This window comes from Melioribacter sulfuriphilus, assembly GCF_051488685.1.
Lineage (GTDB): Bacteria > Bacteroidota > Ignavibacteria > Ignavibacteriales > Melioribacteraceae > Melioribacter.
On sequence record NZ_JBPSEH010000003.1, the window covers coordinates 39,916 to 59,943 of the forward strand.

The 20,028-nt window shown below is 38.8% G+C and carries 19 protein-coding genes; 9 read left to right on the top strand and 10 right to left on the bottom strand.

The genetic code is table 11. The features are described from left to right. Positions 1-24: 24 nt before the first annotated feature. Together ACSSV9_RS05235 and ACSSV9_RS05240 are read right to left on the bottom strand one after the other, a co-directional pair. Positions 25-1,401 carry a sigma-54-dependent transcriptional regulator gene (locus ACSSV9_RS05235; protein ID WP_437346186.1) on the bottom strand — a complete coding sequence of 459 codons (1,377 nt, stop codon included), beginning with the start codon at positions 1,399-1,401 and terminating at the stop codon, positions 25-27. Between the two features lie 4 nt (positions 1,402-1,405). After that, positions 1,406-2,920 (bottom strand): two-component system sensor histidine kinase NtrB, encoded by a 1,515-nt coding sequence (locus ACSSV9_RS05240; protein ID WP_437346187.1) that lies wholly within the window; start codon positions 2,918-2,920, stop codon positions 1,406-1,408. 136 nt (positions 2,921-3,056) lie between these two features. On the opposite strand from ACSSV9_RS05240, the gene ACSSV9_RS05245 reads away from it, so the two are divergent. Continuing rightward, complete coding sequence (locus ACSSV9_RS05245) at positions 3,057-4,628, top strand: DUF4139 domain-containing protein (RefSeq protein ID WP_437346188.1); 1,572 nt, start codon at positions 3,057-3,059, stop codon at positions 4,626-4,628. Between the two features lie 26 nt (positions 4,629-4,654). On the opposite strand, the gene ACSSV9_RS05250 is transcribed toward ACSSV9_RS05245, so the two are convergent. Genes ACSSV9_RS05250 through ACSSV9_RS05285 form a run of 8 tightly spaced genes read right to left on the bottom strand, consistent with a single transcriptional unit; the run spans position 4,655 to position 12,807 of the window. Next, positions 4,655-5,458 carry a sterol desaturase family protein gene (locus ACSSV9_RS05250; RefSeq protein ID WP_437346189.1) on the bottom strand — a complete coding sequence of 268 codons (804 nt, stop codon included), beginning with the start codon at positions 5,456-5,458 and terminating at the stop codon, positions 4,655-4,657. 15 nt (positions 5,459-5,473) lie between these two features. Continuing rightward, a complete protein-coding gene (locus ACSSV9_RS05255) occupies positions 5,474-7,417 on the bottom strand; it encodes a glycoside hydrolase family 97 protein (protein WP_437346190.1) in 1,944 nt (647 codons plus the stop codon). After that, positions 7,417-8,286: an N-acetylneuraminate synthase family protein gene (locus tag ACSSV9_RS05260; RefSeq protein WP_437346191.1), complete on the bottom strand. Its 870-nt coding sequence runs from the start codon at positions 8,284-8,286 to the stop codon at positions 7,417-7,419. Before ACSSV9_RS05260 ends, ACSSV9_RS05255 begins: the two co-directional genes overlap by 1 nt. Beyond that, positions 8,283-8,822, bottom strand: a complete 540-nt coding sequence (locus ACSSV9_RS05265; RefSeq protein ID WP_437346192.1) for a KdsC family phosphatase — start codon at positions 8,820-8,822, stop codon at positions 8,283-8,285. Before ACSSV9_RS05265 ends, ACSSV9_RS05260 begins: the two co-directional genes overlap by 4 nt. 22 nt (positions 8,823-8,844) lie before the next feature. Further along, positions 8,845-9,648, bottom strand: a complete 804-nt coding sequence (locus ACSSV9_RS05270; protein ID WP_437346193.1) for an SDR family oxidoreductase — start codon at positions 9,646-9,648, stop codon at positions 8,845-8,847. 7 nt (positions 9,649-9,655) lie between these two features. Further along, positions 9,656-10,993 carry an aminotransferase class III-fold pyridoxal phosphate-dependent enzyme gene (locus ACSSV9_RS05275; RefSeq protein ID WP_437346194.1) on the bottom strand — a complete coding sequence of 446 codons (1,338 nt, stop codon included), beginning with the start codon at positions 10,991-10,993 and terminating at the stop codon, positions 9,656-9,658. Between the two features lie 3 nt (positions 10,994-10,996). Next, positions 10,997-11,803: a cytidylyltransferase domain-containing protein gene (locus ACSSV9_RS05280; protein WP_437346195.1), complete on the bottom strand. Its 807-nt coding sequence runs from the start codon at positions 11,801-11,803 to the stop codon at positions 10,997-10,999. Continuing rightward, positions 11,800-12,807 (bottom strand): CDP-glycerol glycerophosphotransferase family protein, encoded by a 1,008-nt coding sequence (locus ACSSV9_RS05285; RefSeq protein ID WP_437346196.1) that lies wholly within the window; start codon positions 12,805-12,807, stop codon positions 11,800-11,802. The genes ACSSV9_RS05280 and ACSSV9_RS05285 overlap by 4 nt, the downstream gene beginning before the upstream one ends. Before the next feature lie 234 nt (positions 12,808-13,041). Between ACSSV9_RS05285 and ACSSV9_RS05290 the strand changes: the two genes are divergently transcribed. From ACSSV9_RS05290 to ACSSV9_RS05325, 8 genes are all read left to right on the top strand, one after another. Then, positions 13,042-13,947, top strand: a complete 906-nt coding sequence (locus ACSSV9_RS05290) for a metallophosphoesterase family protein (protein WP_437346197.1) — start codon at positions 13,042-13,044, stop codon at positions 13,945-13,947. Between the two features lie 185 nt (positions 13,948-14,132). Then, positions 14,133-15,452 (top strand): electron transport complex subunit RsxC, encoded by a 1,320-nt coding sequence (rsxC, locus tag ACSSV9_RS05295; protein WP_437346198.1) that lies wholly within the window; start codon positions 14,133-14,135, stop codon positions 15,450-15,452. 13 nt (positions 15,453-15,465) lie between these two features. After that, on the top strand, positions 15,466-16,440 hold the full coding sequence (locus ACSSV9_RS05300; protein ID WP_437346199.1) for an RnfABCDGE type electron transport complex subunit D: 975 nt from the start codon (positions 15,466-15,468) through the stop codon (positions 16,438-16,440). After that, positions 16,437-17,000: an RnfABCDGE type electron transport complex subunit G gene (locus ACSSV9_RS05305; RefSeq protein ID WP_437346200.1), complete on the top strand. Its 564-nt coding sequence runs from the start codon at positions 16,437-16,439 to the stop codon at positions 16,998-17,000. The genes ACSSV9_RS05300 and ACSSV9_RS05305 overlap by 4 nt, the downstream gene beginning before the upstream one ends. Then, a complete protein-coding gene (gene rsxE, locus ACSSV9_RS05310) occupies positions 16,997-17,671 on the top strand; it encodes an electron transport complex subunit RsxE (RefSeq protein WP_437346201.1) in 675 nt (224 codons plus the stop codon). Before ACSSV9_RS05305 ends, rsxE begins: the two co-directional genes overlap by 4 nt. Next, a complete protein-coding gene (gene rsxA / locus ACSSV9_RS05315) occupies positions 17,671-18,243 on the top strand; it encodes an electron transport complex subunit RsxA (RefSeq protein WP_437346202.1) in 573 nt (190 codons plus the stop codon). Before rsxE ends, rsxA begins: the two co-directional genes overlap by 1 nt. 1 nt (position 18,244) lies before the next feature. Further along, entirely contained in the window at positions 18,245-19,210 is a 966-nt protein-coding gene (locus ACSSV9_RS05320) for an FAD:protein FMN transferase (protein ID WP_437346203.1), read from the top strand. After that, entirely contained in the window at positions 19,210-20,028 is an 819-nt protein-coding gene (locus tag ACSSV9_RS05325) for an RnfABCDGE type electron transport complex subunit B (protein WP_437346204.1), read from the top strand. The genes ACSSV9_RS05320 and ACSSV9_RS05325 overlap by 1 nt, the downstream gene beginning before the upstream one ends.

Consider the following 20,028-nt stretch of genomic DNA (forward strand, 5'->3'; position numbering starts at 1 on the left):
AAATCTTTTTCCATGATTCACTCCTTAGAGATTTTCTTCTTCTTGTTGCAATTTAGTTGGGATGTTTAATTCGTCCATTTTTCTATATAAAGACGAGAGTCCAATTTCGAGAGCTTTAGCAACTTCATCCTTATTATAGTCGTATTTTTTCATTACTTTAAGAATGTGTTCGCGTTCGAAACTACGCATTGCCTCTTTGAGCGAGTCAGGGTAGTCGTGTGACATAGGAACACCTTTCAAATATTCGGGCAAATTTTCGACGGTAATTAATTCCTTGCTGCTGAAAATAATTGCTCTTTCAATAACGTTTTCAAGCTCTCTTACTCCGCCTGGCCATTCGTGATTCAATAATATTCGCATCGTATCGTTATCTGTCCCAATTATCTTTTTGCCCATTTCCTTGCTGTACTTTTCAATAAAATGATTGACGAGCAATGGAATATCTTCTTTCCTTTCGCTTAAAGACGGAAGGTTAATTTCAACAACGTTCAAGCGATAATAAAGGTCTTCCCTGAACTCGCCTGTTTTTGTTTTTTCGTAAAGATTCTGGTTTGTAGCTGCAATAATTCTAACGTCGGTACTGACGGGCTTAACTCCGCCGACGGGAATAAACGCTCTGTCTTCGATTGCCCTGAGGAGCTTAACCTGCATATTCAATGGGAGGTCACCAATTTCGTCGAGGAAAAGAGTTCCACCGTCTGCCACTTTAAAAAGTCCAATTTTGTCTTCGGTAGCACCTGTAAATGATCCTTTTTTATGCCCGAACAATTCGCTTTCAATCAAATTTTCTGAAATTGCTCCGCAGTTAATCGGCAGGAAAACCTTGTCCCTTCTGTTGCTGTTATAATGAATTGCCTTAGCAACAAGTTCTTTACCCGTACCACTTTTACCGATAATAAGGACGTTGCTGTTTGTAGGAGCAACTTGAGTAATAATCGAAAAGACTTTGCGCATCGGCTCGCTTTTACCAATCAGATTAGTAAAATCGGCTTCAGTCGATATTCTCTGCCTGAGAGATTTATTTTCAAATGCAAGGTTTTTATAGTCGAGGAGTCGTTTTATTCTAATAATCAAATCGTCAAATTCCACGGGTTTAATCAGATAGTCGTAAGCTCCCTGACGCAATGCGTCGATTGCAGTATTGACCGACGCATAGGCAGTCATTATCACAAAAAAGGTTTCGGGAGAAATCTTCGATGCCTGTTCGAGCAACTGGATACCGTCAATTTTGGGCATCTTTATATCTGTAATGACAATATCGTATTTATCCGATTTAATTTTTTCGAGAGCTTCTTCGCCGTCACCAACTACGTCGGTCGTATAACCTTCGTCCTCAAGAACCATCTTCAACGAATCTCTAATTGGTTTTTCATCGTCAGCAATTAAAATTCTTACAGCCATAAATTTACCTCATATTACTTTTAGTATTTTCTTTAATTGGAATTTTAACCGTGAATGTACTTCCTTCGTTCAATTTACTTTTGACGGTTATTTCTCCGTTATATTGTTTAATTATGCCATAACTGACCGATAGTCCGAGTCCGGTACCTTTACCGACTTCTTTAGTTGTAAAGAAGGGGTCGAAAATTTGCTTGAGTGTATTTTCGTCCATGCCACAGCCATCGTCCGAAAAATGGACATAAATAAAATCATCATCGTAATCAGATTTAACCGTAATACGACCATTGCCTTCGATGGCGTCGAGTGCATTAATTAAAATGTTTACAAAAACCTGGAGTATCTGGTCTGTTGCTACATTAATTCTCGGCAGCGATTCTTTTAAGTCGGTTTCGAATTTCACTTTCTTAACGCGTTTATCGTATTTAACAATTCCGAGTGCGGTTTTAATAATATCAGAAATGTCGCTCATCGACTTTTCGTAACTCGGTGGTCTCGAAAAGTCAACCAGTTCTCTAACTATTTTGGAAATTCTATCGATATTTTCTTTAATATTTGACAATTGTTCCGTGAAAAAAGGATCTTTACTCTTTCGTTGAAGAATTTGAACCAGTGATGAGATCGAAGCCAGTGGGTTTCCAATTTCGTGTGCAACACCTGCAGCAAGCTGACCAATTACTGCTAATTTTTCTGATTGATCAATTTGAGCCTGCAATTTTTTGAACTCGGTAAAATCCTTTATAATTATCGACCTGCCGGCATAACCACCGTTACTCCCCGGCAATTTCGATACGCTCAGTTTTACACTCAATATTCTGCCGTCCTTTGTTCTGCGCTCGGTTTCAAGAATTTTTGTTGCCCCTTCTTTAACCTCTTTTTGAATCTTCTTTAATTCATCTTGATACTTCTTTCCTTCCGGTAATAAAAACGAGGACGGTTTCCCGATAATTTCTTCTTCAGTATATCCAAAGATTCTCTCTGCTCCTTTATTCCAGGCAATAAACTTTTCGTTTTCGTCAACCATCATTATGGCGGAATCGGAAGTGTGGAGAATGTTTTTAAGATATTGCTGACTCAATTCAAGTTTTGAAGCCAGACGGTCGCGGTCATATTTTAATTCATTCATTTTAGCTTCCTGATGAAGCATGCTATAGCGAGCAAAGAGCTGCTCGATAATTTCGTCGACAAATCCAAGTAGTATTATCGGGTCGTTAGGACCTGCCTGTTCAGTTTCGATAATATTCAGTATTGCATACCTCCCCTGACTGAAAAGTTGACTTACATCAATTAGACTCATATTCAAATTCGAACACAGAGTATAAATTTCAATCAGGTAGAGATCTGCAATTTTATAATCGCCTTCTTCCAGAACATCAATAAATGTAAGCAAAGAGCTTTCTGTAAATGTTTCAATTTGCGAATCCGAAAGTTTATCTTTAAATAGTTGTTTTAATTTGGCAGACCAATTGGAAGCAATTTCCTTGAAATGCTTTTTAAGAAATTCAATTAGTAGCTTTTTCATTGTATGTTTCTTGCCGTTTCAACGTATTAAATCGATTTACAAAGATATATAAAGGCTCGGTTAATATAAAGGCGATTATAAAGGAACCACCTGAGAAAAAACCGGGTATAAAAAACCAACATCTAAGAGGCAAAGTATGAAACGATTATTTTTCTTATTATCAATTTTTTTCATCAGTGTTAATCTTTTTCCCGCCGAGTCTATAAAAACAAACCTTAAAGAAGTAAAAGTTTACATCAGCGGAGCCGAATTGAAACATACTGCAGTGCTTCCACTTAAAAAAGGCGAAAACGTAATTTTTTTGGAAGGCCTGGCCGGCGATTTTGACCCAAGCAGCATCAACATCAAAATTGAAAGCGACGTCACAATTCTTTCGTTAACCAAAGAAATTAACTATCTGAAAAAAAACTTCACAAACGACAGAATCAAAAATCTGGAAGATTCCTTGAAAATTTTAGAAGATAAATTAAAGACTAATAACGACAGGTCAGAAATCCTGAAAGCACAATGGGAATTGATACTTGCCAACAAAGAAATTAAAGAAGGCAACGTTTCCCTTTTGATCGACAATATAAAAAAATTAGGAAGTTACTACGGTGAACGACTCTCGGAAATTAAATCCGAGTTACGAAAAATAGACGATCAAAATGAGACATTAAAAAGCTACATCGACAGATTAAAAAAACAAATTGAATATCTCAAAGATACACGGCCGCAACACGAATTAAAAATTGTACTGCTCTCGCCTTCTGCACGGAATACTGCAATTGATATCTCATATATGATTAACGATGCGGGTTGGAGACCAAACTACGACATAAGAATAAACAACCTGCAGGAATCTCCAACTACCTCTTACAAAACCGATATACGGCAGCAGAGTGGCATTGATTGGAATAATGTCAAAATAATTTTGTCCACACGAAATCCGCAACGAAGCAATATAAAACCAGAGCTGAGTCCCTGGCTGATAGACTTTAAAGAAAAGCCAATTTATTACGAAGCGGTTCCAAAATTAAAAAGAGAAAATGCTGCAATGGTAACCGAAGACCTCCTTAACGAAAGAGTTATCAATCAGTCATTCAGTCAGGAACAAAACATACTTACGACCGACTTCATACCTGCATTAAATTACACGATCCCGTCTGATGGTATACCACATTCAGTTATGATAAATAATTTTGTGATTGATGCTTATTATAAATATTATGCAGTACCGAAGTACGACGACAATGCATTTTTAGTTATTGATTTAATCAACTGGAAAAAATTCGACCTGCTCAGCGGCGAAGTTAATATTTATCTGGAGAACAGTTACATCGGGAAAAGCTATCTCAATACAGATATCGCAACAGACACACTTCAAATTTCGGCGGGAAGGGACCAATCGATAATTACCGGCAGAAAATTAATAAGAGATTTTAAGGAAGATAAATTCCTGAGCAAAGATATTGTACGTCAATTCAAATACGAATTGTCATTGAGCAACAAGAAACAGGTTCCGGTTGAAGTTATATTGCAGGATAACATTCCAGTCTCAAAAAACGAAGATATAAAAGTGGAACTAATTGAGAGCGGCGGGGCAAGTTTTAATGCATCTACTGGTATGCTCGAATGGAAAGTGAAACTGGACCCTGAAGAGACAAAAACAATTAGTTACACTTTTACTGTTCAGTATCCTGGCGATAGAATTATTCCCGGTTTATAGTAGAAAGAAAACAGCCTGCCGAAATTTTATCGAAAAATTTTATTGAGCAGGCTGTTTTTCTTTTTGTTAAATGGCCTAAAGGCATAAAGGAATTGCAAGAAATAGTTACTGGGAAAAAATGTTTTTAAGCCGTATTGTTCGGCTTTTTCTCCTGGCAGAAATGCAGAATCAAAAAGCCAATCCCATATCGCAAGTTTAGTTGCAAAATTCCGATTTCTACCTTTACCTGTTGTGTGATGCCATCGATGCATCTCAGGTCCGTTAATTATATATTGTAACCAGCCGGTATGGACATTCAAATTGGAATGGATATACATTCCCCAGAGGGCGCTAATAACCCCTTTGTAAGCAATTACTTCTGGCGGCGATCCGAGTAATACGATCGGCATAAACTCCACAGTTTGATTTATCAGAATTTCGAACGCATGGCTACGCGAACCGGAAAGCCAATCTACTTTTTCAGGCGAATGATGAGCTTCGTGCAGGCGCCATAAAAATTTATTTCGATGCTGCCATCTGTGCATCCAGTAGATATAAAAATCGTGTGTGACTGTAAAAAAGATCAATTGAATCCATATAGGTACATCGGCAAACAAGCCGAGGCGCGATAAGCCGGTCGCACTGTCGATTCCTTTAATGATTACAGTAAAAATAAAAATACCAAGCAGATAGCTCTGAGCTATCGTATATAATGCAAGATCATCAAAAAATCCTTTGCGTAAGATTTCCTGCCCCTTGTTGTAGGGAAATATCCGTTCGAGTATAACAAACAAAATGGCTGCAGAGACAATAATCAGATACGATATTAATTCGTAAGATTCAAAATCCATAGCTCATAAAAGATTTTATTCAATAATTGCAACCCATCCGCCGCCGGTAGCCATATTAATTTCAATTTTATCACCTTTTCTGACAGTAGATTTTACAACTTTATAATCATTCCCATTTCGATCTGCATTTATACCGTCCTGATAGATTGTAATCTTGTACTCTCTATTGTCCTCCAGAAACGAAAAATCGAGTTTTAAAGTTCTCGCGCTCCAGTCGGTCATGGCACCTACGAACCATTTATTTCCCGACTTTCGGGCAATTGCAACATAGTCGCCCACTTTTGCATCGAGCACTTTTGTTTTGTCCCAGACGGTTGGCACAATTGATAGAAATTCCAACGACTCTTTTTCGCGAAGATAATTCGTCGGACTGTCTGCCAGCATTTGCAAAGGACTTTCAAAAATCACATACATTGCAAGCTGGTGGCATCTTGTGCCCTGGCTCATCGGTTGAGTGAATATATCTCTAAAATTTTCTTTAACTGCATTATTCATTGCACCGGGAGTATAGTCCATCGGTCCGGCGAGCATGCGGATAAATGGAATTGTAACATTGTGCTCGGGTGTAACGTTGTTGCTCCATTTATTGTGTTCGAGGCCGAGAATACCTTCGCTTGTAATTACGTTCGGATATGTTCTGTATAGTCCAGTTGGTTTATAAGCGCCATGAAAATCGACGAGGAATTTTCTTCTGGCAGCTTCTTTAGCAACTTTGTAATAGTAATTGACCATCCAGGCATCGTCCCTTTGCATGAAATCGACCTTTATTCCTTTAATGCCGAGCTCTTCAAATAGATTCATCGCCTCTTCGAATTGGTCGTCGAGTGTTTTCCAGATTACCCATAAAATTATTCCTACATTTTTTTCCCTGGCATATTCAACAATTTCTCTGATGTTAATTCCCGGACTTTCTTCGAGAAGGTTACCCAATTTATACCAGCCTTCGTCGAGAATTACATATTCAATTCCGTGCTGAGAAGCAAAATCGATATAATACTTATATGTGGCTGTATTAATGCCTGCTCTGAAATCAACCTTATAAACATTGTTTGCATTCCACCAATCCCACGCAACCTTGCCGGGTTTAATCCATGTAAAATCGATATCTGGATCGTGAGGCTGAGCGAGTTTATAAACCATTGTATTTTCAATTAGCATACCGTCGTTATCTGAAATTACAAACACACGCCACGGAAAATTTCTTGTTCCATTTGTACGGACAATATAATCTTTCCGTTTTGTCACATAAACGTCCCTGTCGCTTTTGATTTCGGTTTCAGCGGGATAAAATGGAAAGAGTCCCTTCAGTACCGTCGAATTTGTGCCTCTGAGATAGAGTCCTGCATAGTCACACAGATCCGCTTCAGTGATTGCAACTTTAAGCGAATTATTTAAATCAACTAAAGCTGGCAGAGAGCAAAAACTTTTTTCGTCAATTTTACTAATTGGAAGATATTTATAAAGACGTTCAGAATGGGACATGAAGCTATCTTCCTGGGGGAAGAAGATATTGAAATCGTTTGCAAAATTTGCTTCAAAAATTTCGTCTTTTACCGTTATCGAATCATCGAATCGAGTCGATATTCTGTAACCGAAGCCTTCATCGTAAACTCTTACATAAAGAGAAAAATTATTTTCAAAATCTAAACGTAACTCGTTGTACTCATCTTTGATTACAGCATATTTTTGTCTTAGTACTGGTCTCTGTTCGCGATTGACATAATCGATTGACTTATTTTTTATGGAAGGGTCTATTCCCAATATTCCTCTGTCAAGTATCAACGAAATTGCAGATGGTTTGATAATTGTAACTTTGTCATAAGAGACAGAATATGTAAGATGATTGTCGGTGTTGATTGTAACTATCAATTTTTTTGAGGGTGATTCAACGTCGTACTGACCTGCATTCAGAAAAAGAGGGAGAAAAAATAAGACAATTAAAGAAATTATTCTTTTCATTATCCGCTCCTGCGTAATTTTACTTTACTTTTTAATTCGCTTTCATAAACTTTCTTCACACCGTCACCAAGAGCTTTTTCGATATCGCGTATATCTTTCACCAGTCTAAACATTCCGCCAATTTCAACGGAAGCAGCCTGGTCTGTTCCCCACATGGCTCTGTCGAGAGTTATATGCCGTTCGATAAAAGTAGCGCCCAGTGCTACGGCTGCAAGCGATGGAGCCAGTCCAGTTTCGTGACCTGAATATCCGATTGGAATTTCAGGATATCTTTTTTTATATGTTTCGATTACGCGTAGATTTAATTCCTCAAGGTTGCATGGATAAGTCGAAGTCGATTGAGCAATCAAAAGATTTTTCTTTCCAAGAAAATCTACTGCTCGGTCTATTTCTTCAAGTGTGGACATTCCGGTCGACAGCATAATTGGTTTGCCAGTCGATTTAATTCTGGACAGCAATCGATCGTCGGTAAGAGAAGCCGATGCAACTTTATACATAACCGGGTCAAATTTTTCGAGGAAATCGACAGCTTCTTCGTCCCACGCAGAAGCAAACCAGTCGATACCCTTCGATTTGCAATAACGATCTATTTCTTTGTATTCGTCGTAGCCGAATTCAACCTTACGGCGGTATTCGATATAAGTAATTCTTCCCCATGGAGTATCGCGTTCGATATGCCACTGGTCTTTTGGAACGCACAATTCGGGCGTGCGTTTTTGAAACTTCACGGCGTCGCATCCGGCAAAGACCGCACCGTCAATCAGCTTTTTTGCCAGTTCGAGCGAGCCATTGTGATTAATCCCAATTTCCGCAATTATATAGACACGTTCACCATCGCCGATAAATTTTTTGCCCACTTTTACACTCATTTCTTTCTCTTTTTAATTTCTTTCAGTTTGGCTTCGATTATTAACTCGGCAAGGTCACGGAATGCACCATTTCCGCCGCTGTGTTTTAGAATAATGTCTGCCGCCTTTTTGGCAAATGGAGTTGCATCCGAAGGACATGCCGAAAGTCCCACAAGTTTCATAATGCCAATATCATTTGTATCGTCACCAATGAAAGCCACTTCCTCATTTGAAAGATTTTTTCTTTTCAGTATTTCTTCCAGAAGTTTTTCTTTCTCCATAACGCCCATATGCAGTTCTTTAATCTTTAGTTTATCTGCACGCGATTTAACGATGTTTGTATCCTCTCGGGTAACGATTCCCGTTTCTACATCAACGAGACTTCTTAAGCGCTCAACACCCATACCGTCCCGTATTGAAAAACGTTTCATTAATTCTCCTTCAGCAGAATAATAAACTCCAGTATCAGTCAATACTCCATCGACGTCTGTAAGAAGCAATTTTATTTTAGAAGCTTTTTTATAAAGATCTTTTTTTGTAATCTTTTTTTTCGACATATCAAATTCCTTTTAATTGTTTTTACCAGCACGTCCATCCACCGTCGACCACCAGATTGGCGCCTGTCATATATTCCGAAGCATCGCTTGCCAGGAATATCAACGCTCCCCAGTAATCGTTACGTTTGGCCATTCTTCCGAGCGGCGTTCTTGAGGAGTATTTTTCAATGAAGAATTGATCCTGATTATTTTCTACTCCTCCCGGACTTAGTGTATTAACGCGTACACCTCTGTGACCCCAATATGCAGCGAGATACTTCGTAAACATAATCACCCCTCCTTTTGTAACCGAATAAGCGGGAGGTTTATAAAACGACTGGATGCCTTCCTTATTGCGATAAAGCGATTGATCGGGAGCAACAATTCCATATGTCGAGGCAATATTGATAATGCTTCCCCTGCCTCTTTCTGCCATTGGAGTTCCAAGTATCTGAGACGTAAGAAAAATTCCCGTTAGATTTACATCGAGAGATTTTTGCCACAACTCAAGCGGATAATTTTCAAATTTTGATTCTTCTGCGGCGGCTTTCGGATTTTCGAACATGTCATTGATAGCTGCATTGTTTACCAGTACATCGATTTGTCCAAATTTTTCAAGTATTAAATCTCTTGCCTTCCTGATTGATTCCGGTTTAGTTACATCCATCTGAACTCCGACCGAATTACCAGATAGTTCTTTTGCAAACTCTGAAGCTGCAATTCCATCGACATCAGTAACAATTACAGTAGCGCCAGCCGACGATAAAGCTTTGCAATGCTCTCTGCCAAGTAATCCGAGTGCTCCAGTTACAACTGCAATTTTATTTTCGAGCGTAAACAATTTCATGATTCACTCACCTTTTTGTAACCGGCTTCATATTAAAATTATCCGTTTTTCTGAAAACTGGTTCGACGGGTTTGCCTCTGAGAAGTGATTTCAAATTGTTGCTTTCGATAGCTTTCTTCAGGAGCGTCAGGGATTCTTCTAAGGCCTGCAGAGTATAATCAATATCTTCATCGGTATGTGAAAAACAGATATTGTGAAACCCCTGCCAGAGGACGCCTCTTTTAATCATCTCTTGCTGCATAAAAGATTTTTGCAGAAGTGGGTCACCTCCTTTTGGGTCGAACGTTGCCATAGACCGCCAGTTATAACCGATTGCTCGTGTTGAGTCGAGACCGAGTTTTGTTGCAATTTCGTTGTACCCGTCTTTAATTTTTTTGCCCTGTTTATCGAGAAACTGTATCACATTTTTTTCTTTAATTTCTTCAATTGTAGCTTTAGCCGCTGCCAGCGAGAGCGCTTCACCTCCGAAAGTCGTATAGAAAAATACATCTTCCTCAGCCAGATTCATTATTTCTTTTTTGCCAGTTAGAATTGCAATTGGCATTCCATTGGCAACAGCTTTTGAATAAGTTGCCAGGTCAGGAGTAATACCGAAATACTCCTGTGCGCCCCCGAGAGCCATACGAAAGCCCGTCCACATTTCATCGAAGATAAGAACAATCCCTTTCTCGTTACATATTTCTGCTACTTTATGCAAAAAATTATCTTTCGGTTCCTGGAAAACTACAGGTTCAAGAATAACGGCGGCTGTATCGTCGTCGATTGAATCCTTCAGCGAATCGATATTGTTGTAATCAAAAGTAAAAGTTAATTTCTGAACTTCTTCAGGGATGCCGTAATTACGAGCTGTAACCGAAACGTACCAGTCGTGCCAGCCGTGATATCCACAGCAAAGAATTTTTTTCTTACCCGTGTATGCTCTTGCGAGCCGAACTGCAGCACTCGTAACGTCGGCACCTGTTTTACTGTATCTAACCGCTTCGGCATTTGGAATTATATCTCGAATTATTTCAGCAACTTCGACTTCGAGCGGATGCATCATCGAAAATGTAATTCCCTCTTCGAGTTGGTTTTTAATTGCTTCGTTCACTCTGGGATATGAATAGCCAAGCGACAGGGGACCAACCCCCATTAAAAAATCGATATACTCGTTGCCGTCGGCATCCCATACGTGCGAACCTTTTCCTTTAACAAGATACTTGGGTGCTACGCCATTAATCCATTGAGTGGGACCCTTGGCTAAAGTTTGAGTGACCGAAGGAATTAAACCGAGCGCTCTATTGTAGAGTTCATTCGATCTTTCAATGACTGGATAGTCGTTGTTAAGACTTATTTTGTTTGCCATATTTCATTTATCCGTTTTTTTATTAATGGCTATTTTATATTCATCAATGTTTTTCAACTCGTCGAGATAATTTTCGTACCAGTATTTACCGAGATACTTTTCGTTTATCATTTTAATTTCTGGTTTGCGCTCGAGCAACTCCAGAATGTCATAAATACCGAAATCGGGTTTGACAGGATAAAGTTCTTCGAAAACTCTTTTAATAAAAAGATAGTCCTCTTCGTAATCAATCGTCCATCTCATAGTAGTCGAATAATTCAATCCAGTTTCCCATTCGACGTTTCCGAGTTTGAACAGATGGGGATTTTCCCAGAAATAGGGTGTAGTGTGTTCTCGCTCGTAATTTTTATGTGCTTCCCGCCAGGCTTTTTCGAGCGCCTCGATGGACATTATTTCGACGTCGTTTCCATCGGGGTATGTAGCTGGATGAAGATTGCTCGCGTAGTCATAATCGCCTTCGGAAAAGAATTTCAATACTTTGTCGATAATTGCTGGATCGATTAACGGACAGTCGGATGGAATTTTAACAACCGCGTCGGCTCCGTATTTTACGCCTGCTTTGTAGTGTCTATCGAGAAGATCGGTCAAGTGTCCACGAAAGCATTCGACCTTCATATCACGACATAAATTTTCAATCGGGTCGTCTTCTTTTTGAACAGAAGTTGCTACAACTATTTCATCGCTCATGATTGATTTTTGTATTCGTTCGACCATCCTCGTAATCAGCGGTTTTTCGAGCACCGGCAGCATAACTTTACCAGGAAGACGCGTTGATGTCATTCGAGCCTGTATGACCGTAACTATTCTCATGCCGTAATTAAGTCGAAATTCTGATGAATCTCATTTAATGAGTTACGAGGCGATTCGAGATAGTGGATGCCCAATTTTGCAATCCTTTCGGCCGAAGTGCCGTTATTCTGAATTGGCATCAATCTTTTCAATTCTTCTATGTCAAACGACGAATAAACTTCTTTTCCAAGCGCCAGACCGATATATACAACCGACGAGTATTTAGTTATCAACACGTCGCAATTTGCAATCATATGATTAGTATTTCCATTGTGATAGACGAGCGCACCCGGGGCATATTTATTAATTTCTCGTGTCGACCTTTGGACGTTTTCATTCGGATGAAGCTTGAAAATCAACTGCCGTCCATTTGCAATTTCAACACATCTTCTGATAAATTTCTTTCTGTTTTCGTATTTAAATGTTTCCCTCGAATCTGAAGTAGCAACGAGTACATAATTTTTATGAGGGAAATCGTTCTTCAAAAATTCTTTTGCATTATCGAAATTCGGAATACCCGTTACAAAAATTTTATTCGGGTCGGCACCTTTACGCACGAATAATTCCTTGTAACCTTCTGAGGCAACGCAGAAAATATCGTACAGATTAGACATCCCCATTGTAGAAGTGCTTGCAATCCATCTCGGAAAATTAAAATATTTTACCAGATAGAATGCAAAATTCTCCGGGTCGGTCATTCCTTCCTGCACAAGAATCAATTTTTTATTTCTGATATTTTTGGGCACAAGCAGATCGGCACATGTATAAACAAGATCGTAGTCATGCAATCTCCCTTTATAATCGATTTTAAGATTATTGCTTTCAAGGTACTCAAGCGTCATCTTCTTGAAATTCCCTCCGAGAATCGTAAAATCGAGTATCCCTTTGGAAGCAAACCATCCAATATATCCGTCGTCGTAAAAAGGTGTGAAATAACAGTCGTAATCTTCGAAATACTTTGATATTTTGTGCATCATTGTGGTTTGATTGAGAGAACCGCCTATAAAGAGTATTTTCTTCTTCATTTTGAGTTATTGTTATTTGAGAAAGTACAAAATTGGTAAAAAAAAATTTCTTTTATGTTAAGAATAAGTTAGCTCTCTGTTACCAAATTGTTAAGTAGCGTTATTTCCTCTTTCGAATTTAGTTAAATTCCACTTAGGCTTCAAAAAGAATAATTAATTTTTACTTAACATTGCGATAAAACTCTCTTGATATTAGAACGTTAATTTAGTCGCAAAATAAATTTATACTTAATTATGAAAATAGCCCATATTTCCGACCTCCATCTTAACAGGAAATTCAGAAGAAAAAATTTCGAAAAGACAGAAAGATTAATTGAATATGCTCTGAATAAGAACGCCGATCACATTGTAATTACAGGCGATATTTCGGACAATTCGAACGAAAGAGATTTTGCTGATTTGAGAGATTTGTTAATAAAGTATGATCTATTCCGTTCTGACAAAGCTTCGCTTGTAATCGGGAATCACGATATATATGGCGGTGTGGAACTTGCTTCGGATATTATTGAATTTCCTTCTCGTTGTCAAAAAACAAATTACGAATTGAAAGTTGATATCTTTTGTGAATACTTTAGCAATTTGTTCAAATCGACAATCACAGTCAGAGAAGACAAATATTTCCCTTACTTAAAGATTATCGACAACATTGCATTTATCGGTATCAACTCCGTCGATTACTATTCTAAATTAAAAAATCCATTTTCGTCGAATGGTAAAGTAAGAAAAACGGAGCGGGAAGAAGTAGATATGTTGCTTTCCGTAAAAGAAATTGAAAGCAAAGAAAAAATAATATTGATACACCACCATTTTTACAAAAATAACGAAACGGCCAAAAGCTCGGGAAATTCGATCTGGGGCCGCATTGAAAGTCATACAATGAAACTCAGGGGTAAAAAGAAATTATTATCGCTTTTCAAAAGGCATGGCGTTCGGATAATCATGCACGGGCACAGTCACGATATGAAAACCTATGAACGCAAAGGGATGCTTATTCTGAATGCTGGCGCCTCAATGGAAGGAAATAATCCTTCTTTGTTTCTTGTGGATATCGAACCAGGCAATCTCAATATCAGCTCCGAAATTTTACCGCCTGTGAACGTCAGGATGTCGGATTACTATCAAGAGCCAATCGCAATTTAAACTGAGAAGTAATTCTTACAAAAGAGAAGATTATTTTTCTCAACATAAAATAATAGCCGATATCAACTCTAATTAACTCCTTTATACCTGTTTTATTAATTCAAATCCTTAAATCAATTTTACAAATATTTTGCTCTCCACTGGCATAATTTATGTTTTCTCTTTATTTAATTTACGAGGAAGCCATGCATATTACATTTAAAGGCGGGGTTCATCCGACTGAGATGAAAGAACTTAGTTCGGAAAAAGGATTCGAATTTTTACCCCTCCCCGATCAAATTTATTTACCACTTTCCCAGCACGCAGGTAAACCGGCGCGTTTGATAAAAAAGAAAGCCGACACTGTCAAAAAAGGCGAGATTGTTGCCGAACCCGACGGCTTTATATCAGCTCCAGTACACTCGCCTATCAATGGTGTAATTAACAGAGTGATTTCGATAATCACATTAAATGGAATGCGGTCGAATGCAGTTATCATCAATCGCATCGATAACGATGAAGAAGTTTTTATGGAACCTCTGAATCCTGAAACAGTGCAACGCGAAAAGATTATTGAAAGAGTTAAACTTGCAGGAATTGTAGGACAGGGAGGCGCAGCATTCCCTACTTATGTAAAACTATCTCCTCCACCGGATAAAAAGATAGATTACGTTATTATCAACGCCTGCGAATGCGAGCCTTATCTTACAAGAGACTTTCGCTTAATCCTTGAAAAGACAGAAGAATTAGTTGCCGGACTAAAATTAATTCTTAAAGCTACCGGTGTTTCAAATGGAATTATTGGTATAGAGGACAATAAACCCGAAGCAATAAAAAAATTGGAGTCTTTCTTAAAGAAAGAAGAGACAATCTCTCTGAAAGTATTAAAAACAAAATATCCGCAGGGCGCAGAAAAAATGCTCATAAAGGCAGTTACGGGAAGAGAGGTGCCCGCAGGCAAGCTGCCTTTTGATGTTGGTTGTATTATTCAAAACGTCGGCACAGCAATTTCAGTTTATAATGCAGTAACAAAGGGCGAGCCTCAGATTAACGCCTTTTTAACAGTATCCGGACTCGGCATTAACGAACCAAAAAATCTTATTGTGCCAATTGGAACGCCAATAAAAAATATTATCGAATATTGCGGTGGCATAAAAGAAAATGCTAAAAAAATTATTGCGGGCGGCCCGATGATGGGATTTGCACAATTCGATTTTAATACTCCTGTTTCAAAAGCCACTTCTGGAATACTGATTCTAACAGAAAAAGAAGCATCAAGAACACAAGAAAGTAATTGTCTTAATTGTGGCAAATGTTTATCTGTTTGTCCGCTCAATCTTGCACCGACACGTTTATATAAATTTACCAGATTCAATAAACTCGAAGAAGCAATCGATATGGGAATACAATCCTGCATGGAGTGCGGAACATGTACATACAATTGCCCGGCTGGAATTCCGCTCGTGCAATGGATTCGTTTTGGCAAACAAAAATCGTTGGCTTTAATCAAACAAAGGACAAATTAAACAAGATAAATCAATGTCAAATTCGGCTAATCAATCGGTTAATCTAACTTCCGGGTTAGAACTAAGCAGTTCGCCACACATTCATTCTAAATATACCACACAGCAGGTAATGTGGCTGGTAAATTTATCGTTGGTACCAGTTATAATATCGGCAGTAATTTTTTTCGGGTTTTATCAATTAATTATAATTGGAGTAAGTTGTGCCTCTGCAATTATATCCGAATCAATAGTAAAGAAAATCAGGGGTGCTGAAATTACGATTTATGACGGCAGCGCATTTTTAACAGGATTACTGCTTGGTTTAATTATACCTCCTGATTTTTCACTGACAGCCACAGCGGTCGGCTCGGCATTTGCAATAATCATTGGGAAAGAATTATTTGGAGGACTCGGATACAATATTTTTAATCCAGCATTGATAGGAAGAGCTTTTCTTCAGGCGGCATATCCAGTTGATATGACAACATGGAGCAAACCAAATTTTGCAGTTGACACCGTCACTTCAGCTACGCCATTAGCTGCGTTAAAATTCGATAAAGTTGTAACTGAGATTAAACCTTTGATTATAGGCAACGTCGGCGGTTCAATAGGAGAAACTTCGGCTCTGGCAATAATTATCGGAGGGATTTTTTTAATTGGGATTAAAATTGTAAACTGGCGAATTCCTTTATCAATGATTCTCGGTTTGCTCTTTTTCAGTTCTATCTTCTGGTTTATTGACCCAATTAAATATCCGAATCCTCTGTTTCATCTCTTTAGCGGTGGATTTTTATTGGGCGCATTCTTCATGGCAACGGATTGGGTAACTTCTCCTTATACTTCAACTGGCATGTGGATTTACGGTCTGTTAATTTCTCTGCTAATTGTAGTAATACGACTTTTTGGAGGTCTACCAGAAGGAGTTATGTACAGCATTTTAATAATGAACGCCTTTGTGCCGCTTATAAATAAATTCACACACCCGAAAATTTTCGGCGAGGTAAAATGAACAACAGCATTAAAATGATTATTGTACTTACTTCAATAGCTCTGATATCGGGTGCCGTACTGGCAGGTGTTTCAAATTGGGCGGCTCCACATATCGAAGCAAATAGACTTGCTGAAACAGAAGCCGCAATTTATCTCGTGCAAAGCAGCGCTAAAAGCTACAAAAAAATCGAAACTAAATTCGCCGAAATATATCAGGTCTTCGACGCAAATGGTAATCCGCTGGGATATTCGATAGTGGCTGAAGGCAACGGTTTCCAGGGAAAGATTAGAATGATGCTTGGCGTTGATTCCACATTGACAAAAATTACAGCTATTGAAATTTTAGAGCAGGTCGAAACGCCCGGTCTCGGGTCACGGATTGCAGATGACGACTTCAAAAATCAATTCAAAAATTTAATAGCTCAACCTTCAGTAAATTGGGTTAAGGGAAGGAATCCTGAAAAACCAAATGAAATACAGGCAATTACTGGAGCTACAATTTCATCCAAATCCGTCTGCGCCATAATTAACGATGTATTACAAAAAGCAAGAATCGAAAAGCAAGCGAACAAACTATGAAAAAACAAATTTCATACTGGAAAGAATTTACTAAAGGATTATGGGAAATTAATCCGACTTTCAAGCAGGTGCTTGGGATGTGTCCCACGCTTGCAGTCACCGTTTCGGCAATCAACGGCGTGGCAATGGCGCTGGCAACTACTTTTGTACTTATCTTCTCGAGCACGCTGATTTCATCAATTAGAAAATGGATTCCAAACCAGGTTCGCATAGCAGCCTACATTGTTATCATAGCAACATTTGTAACAATAGCCGATCTGGTTATGAAGGCTAAGTTTCCAGCGTTGAGCAAAGCCCTTGGTCCTTTTGTACCTCTAATAGTAGTTAATTGCTTGATTTTAGGCCGGGCCGAAGCTTTTGCATCCAAGAACAATCCCTTGCGGTCGTTGCTCGATGCGCTCGGTAATGGAACCGGCTTTTTGATTGCTCTTACTTTAATGGGCAGCATTCGAGAATTATTCGGCAACAGAACCATTTTCGGATACCAGATTTTACCGGACTTATTTCAGCCGTTATTAATTATGATACTTCCTGCAGGAGCTTTTATTACGCTCGGATTAATGATGGGACTTGCAAACAGCTATACAAACAAAAAGAAAAAATCCGAAATTGATTCCATCATTTCGCAATACAAAATCAGTAGGGCTGTAGTCGAGGAGGATAAAGCTTAATGGAATTACTAATAATTTTCATATCGGCTGCCATAGTAAATAATTTTGTGCTTTCACTTTTCCTGGGTATTTGCCCTTTTATCGGTGTTTCGAATAAAATTTCGTCGTCGGTATCAATGGGAATGGCAACAACATTTGTAATGGTTATAACCGCTGTCGTCAGCTGGATACTCTACTTTAAAATATTAGTTCCTTACAATCTTGAATTTCTACAAATACCTTCGTTTATTTTAGTAATTGCTTCCCTCGTACAGTTTGTAGAGATGGTTATTAAAAAAGTAAGTCCAACAATATATCGTTCGCTCGGTATTTTTCTTCCTCTCATAACAACGAATTGCGCTATATTGGGCCTCGCTTTATTATTGTCGATGAGAAATTACTCGTTTTTGGAGAGCATCTTTTTCGGACTTGGTGCAGGCGCTGGATTTACAATGGCATTGGTTATAATGGCCGGAATACGCGAAGAACTTGAGATGGCTGACGTGCCCGAAGCATTTAAAGGCGCTCCAATCACTTTAATTACAGCCGGACTTCTTGCTCTGGCGTTTATGGGATTTGCAGGAATGATTTGATATGAAAAGGTATTTCATCATAATGCTTCTACTTGCAACTGCCTGTTCCGACAAGACAACTGTAAGTCGCAATACAATAGTAATGGGCAGTACACTCGAAATACAGGTGCGCGGAATAGACGAGATAAAGGCAAATAAAGCCATAACAAAAGCTTTCGAAGAAGCACGCCGAATCGATACCCTCTTTTCTACGTATATCGACGGAAATCCAATGTGGAAAATAAATAACACAGCTGCCGACGAAATTCTCATCGACCGCGAAATTTTTCATGTGATGAGAAGATGCGATGAATTTTGGAAGCTGACCAGAGGAGCTTTTGACCCTGCTATTGCTAATCTCGGATTGCTCTACGGATTCGACAGTAACACCGACAATTATCGGATTCCTTCCGAAGAAGAAATTCAAAAAGCACTTGCAAATTCCGGCTGGAAGAATATTAAACTCCGCGAACCAAATATTCTTATCAAACCAGCTGGAATCAAAATTAACTTTAACGCTTGTATTCCCGGTTACACTGCAGACAAAATTGCAAACCTTCTTTCCAATTTCGGTATTAAGGAGTTTCTCATTAACGTCGGCGGGGAAATTTTTGCCAGAGGTAAAGATTGGAAAGTGGGGATTCAACATCCGCGAAAACCCGGCGATCTGTTGACAGCAATTAAAGTCGACGGCTTTGGAGTGGCCACTTCAGGCGACTATGAAAAATATATCGATTCAAATGGTAAAAGAATTACACATATTTTTAATCCCTTGACGGGCAAACCTGCAGACGAATGTGAATCTGTTACAGTAATTGCACCCAACGCAATGACTGCCGATGCTCTATCGACTGCGCTTTTTGTAATGAAGATTGAAGAAGCTTTGAAATTAATTAACTCACTCGAAAATACAGAAGCTATAATTGTCGACTCCTCAGGTGGAATTCATAAATCTCATAATTTTGATAACTATATCGTGAGGGAATAATGGACTCAATTTTGTTGATTGCACTGGCAACTATGGGAGGACTTGGATTTATTTTTGCCGGAGGACTTGCATTTGCCGATAAGAAACTGAGAGTTGAAGAAAATCCTTTAATTTCTAAAGTTCATGAACTACTTCCGAATGCAAATTGTGGAGCCTGTGGTAATGCCGGATGTTACGATTTTGCGGTTAAAGTAGTGGAAGGTAAAGTTGCACCATCTTCCTGTCCTGTATGCGATGAAGAGGCTACAGCGGAAATTGCACGAATTGTAGGCAGCGACGCAGGAAATACTGTTAAATATTTACCGAGAATTTTATGCGGAGGTGGAGTCGACAAAGCAAAGAACAAAGACGTTTTTTATACAGGTCCTTTGAATTGCGCTCTGATGGAAATTGTAGCAGGCGGCAACAAAAAATGTAGTTATGGCTGCCTCGGCGGTGGCGATTGCGTCAAAGCCTGCAAATTTAACGCAATTTATATGGGAGAGGACAATCTACCAGTCATTATTGAAGAATTATGTAAAGGGTGTGGATTATGTGCTCAAGCCTGCCCACGTGGAATAATCGAGATGCACCCTGCTGATAGAGATTTATTCGTTTATTGCAAAAGTCACGACGACCCGAAAACTTCAAAAGAGAATTGCTCAGCTGCATGTATTGGCTGCGGCATCTGCTCGCGTAATTCAAACGGCGCAATTGAAATTATTGACAACCTCGCAGTAATTCATTACGAATTATTGAACTCGCTGGAAATTCCGATTGAAAAGTGTTCAACCCGCGCTATAAGAAAAGTAGAAAAAATAATGACGTCGACTAATTGA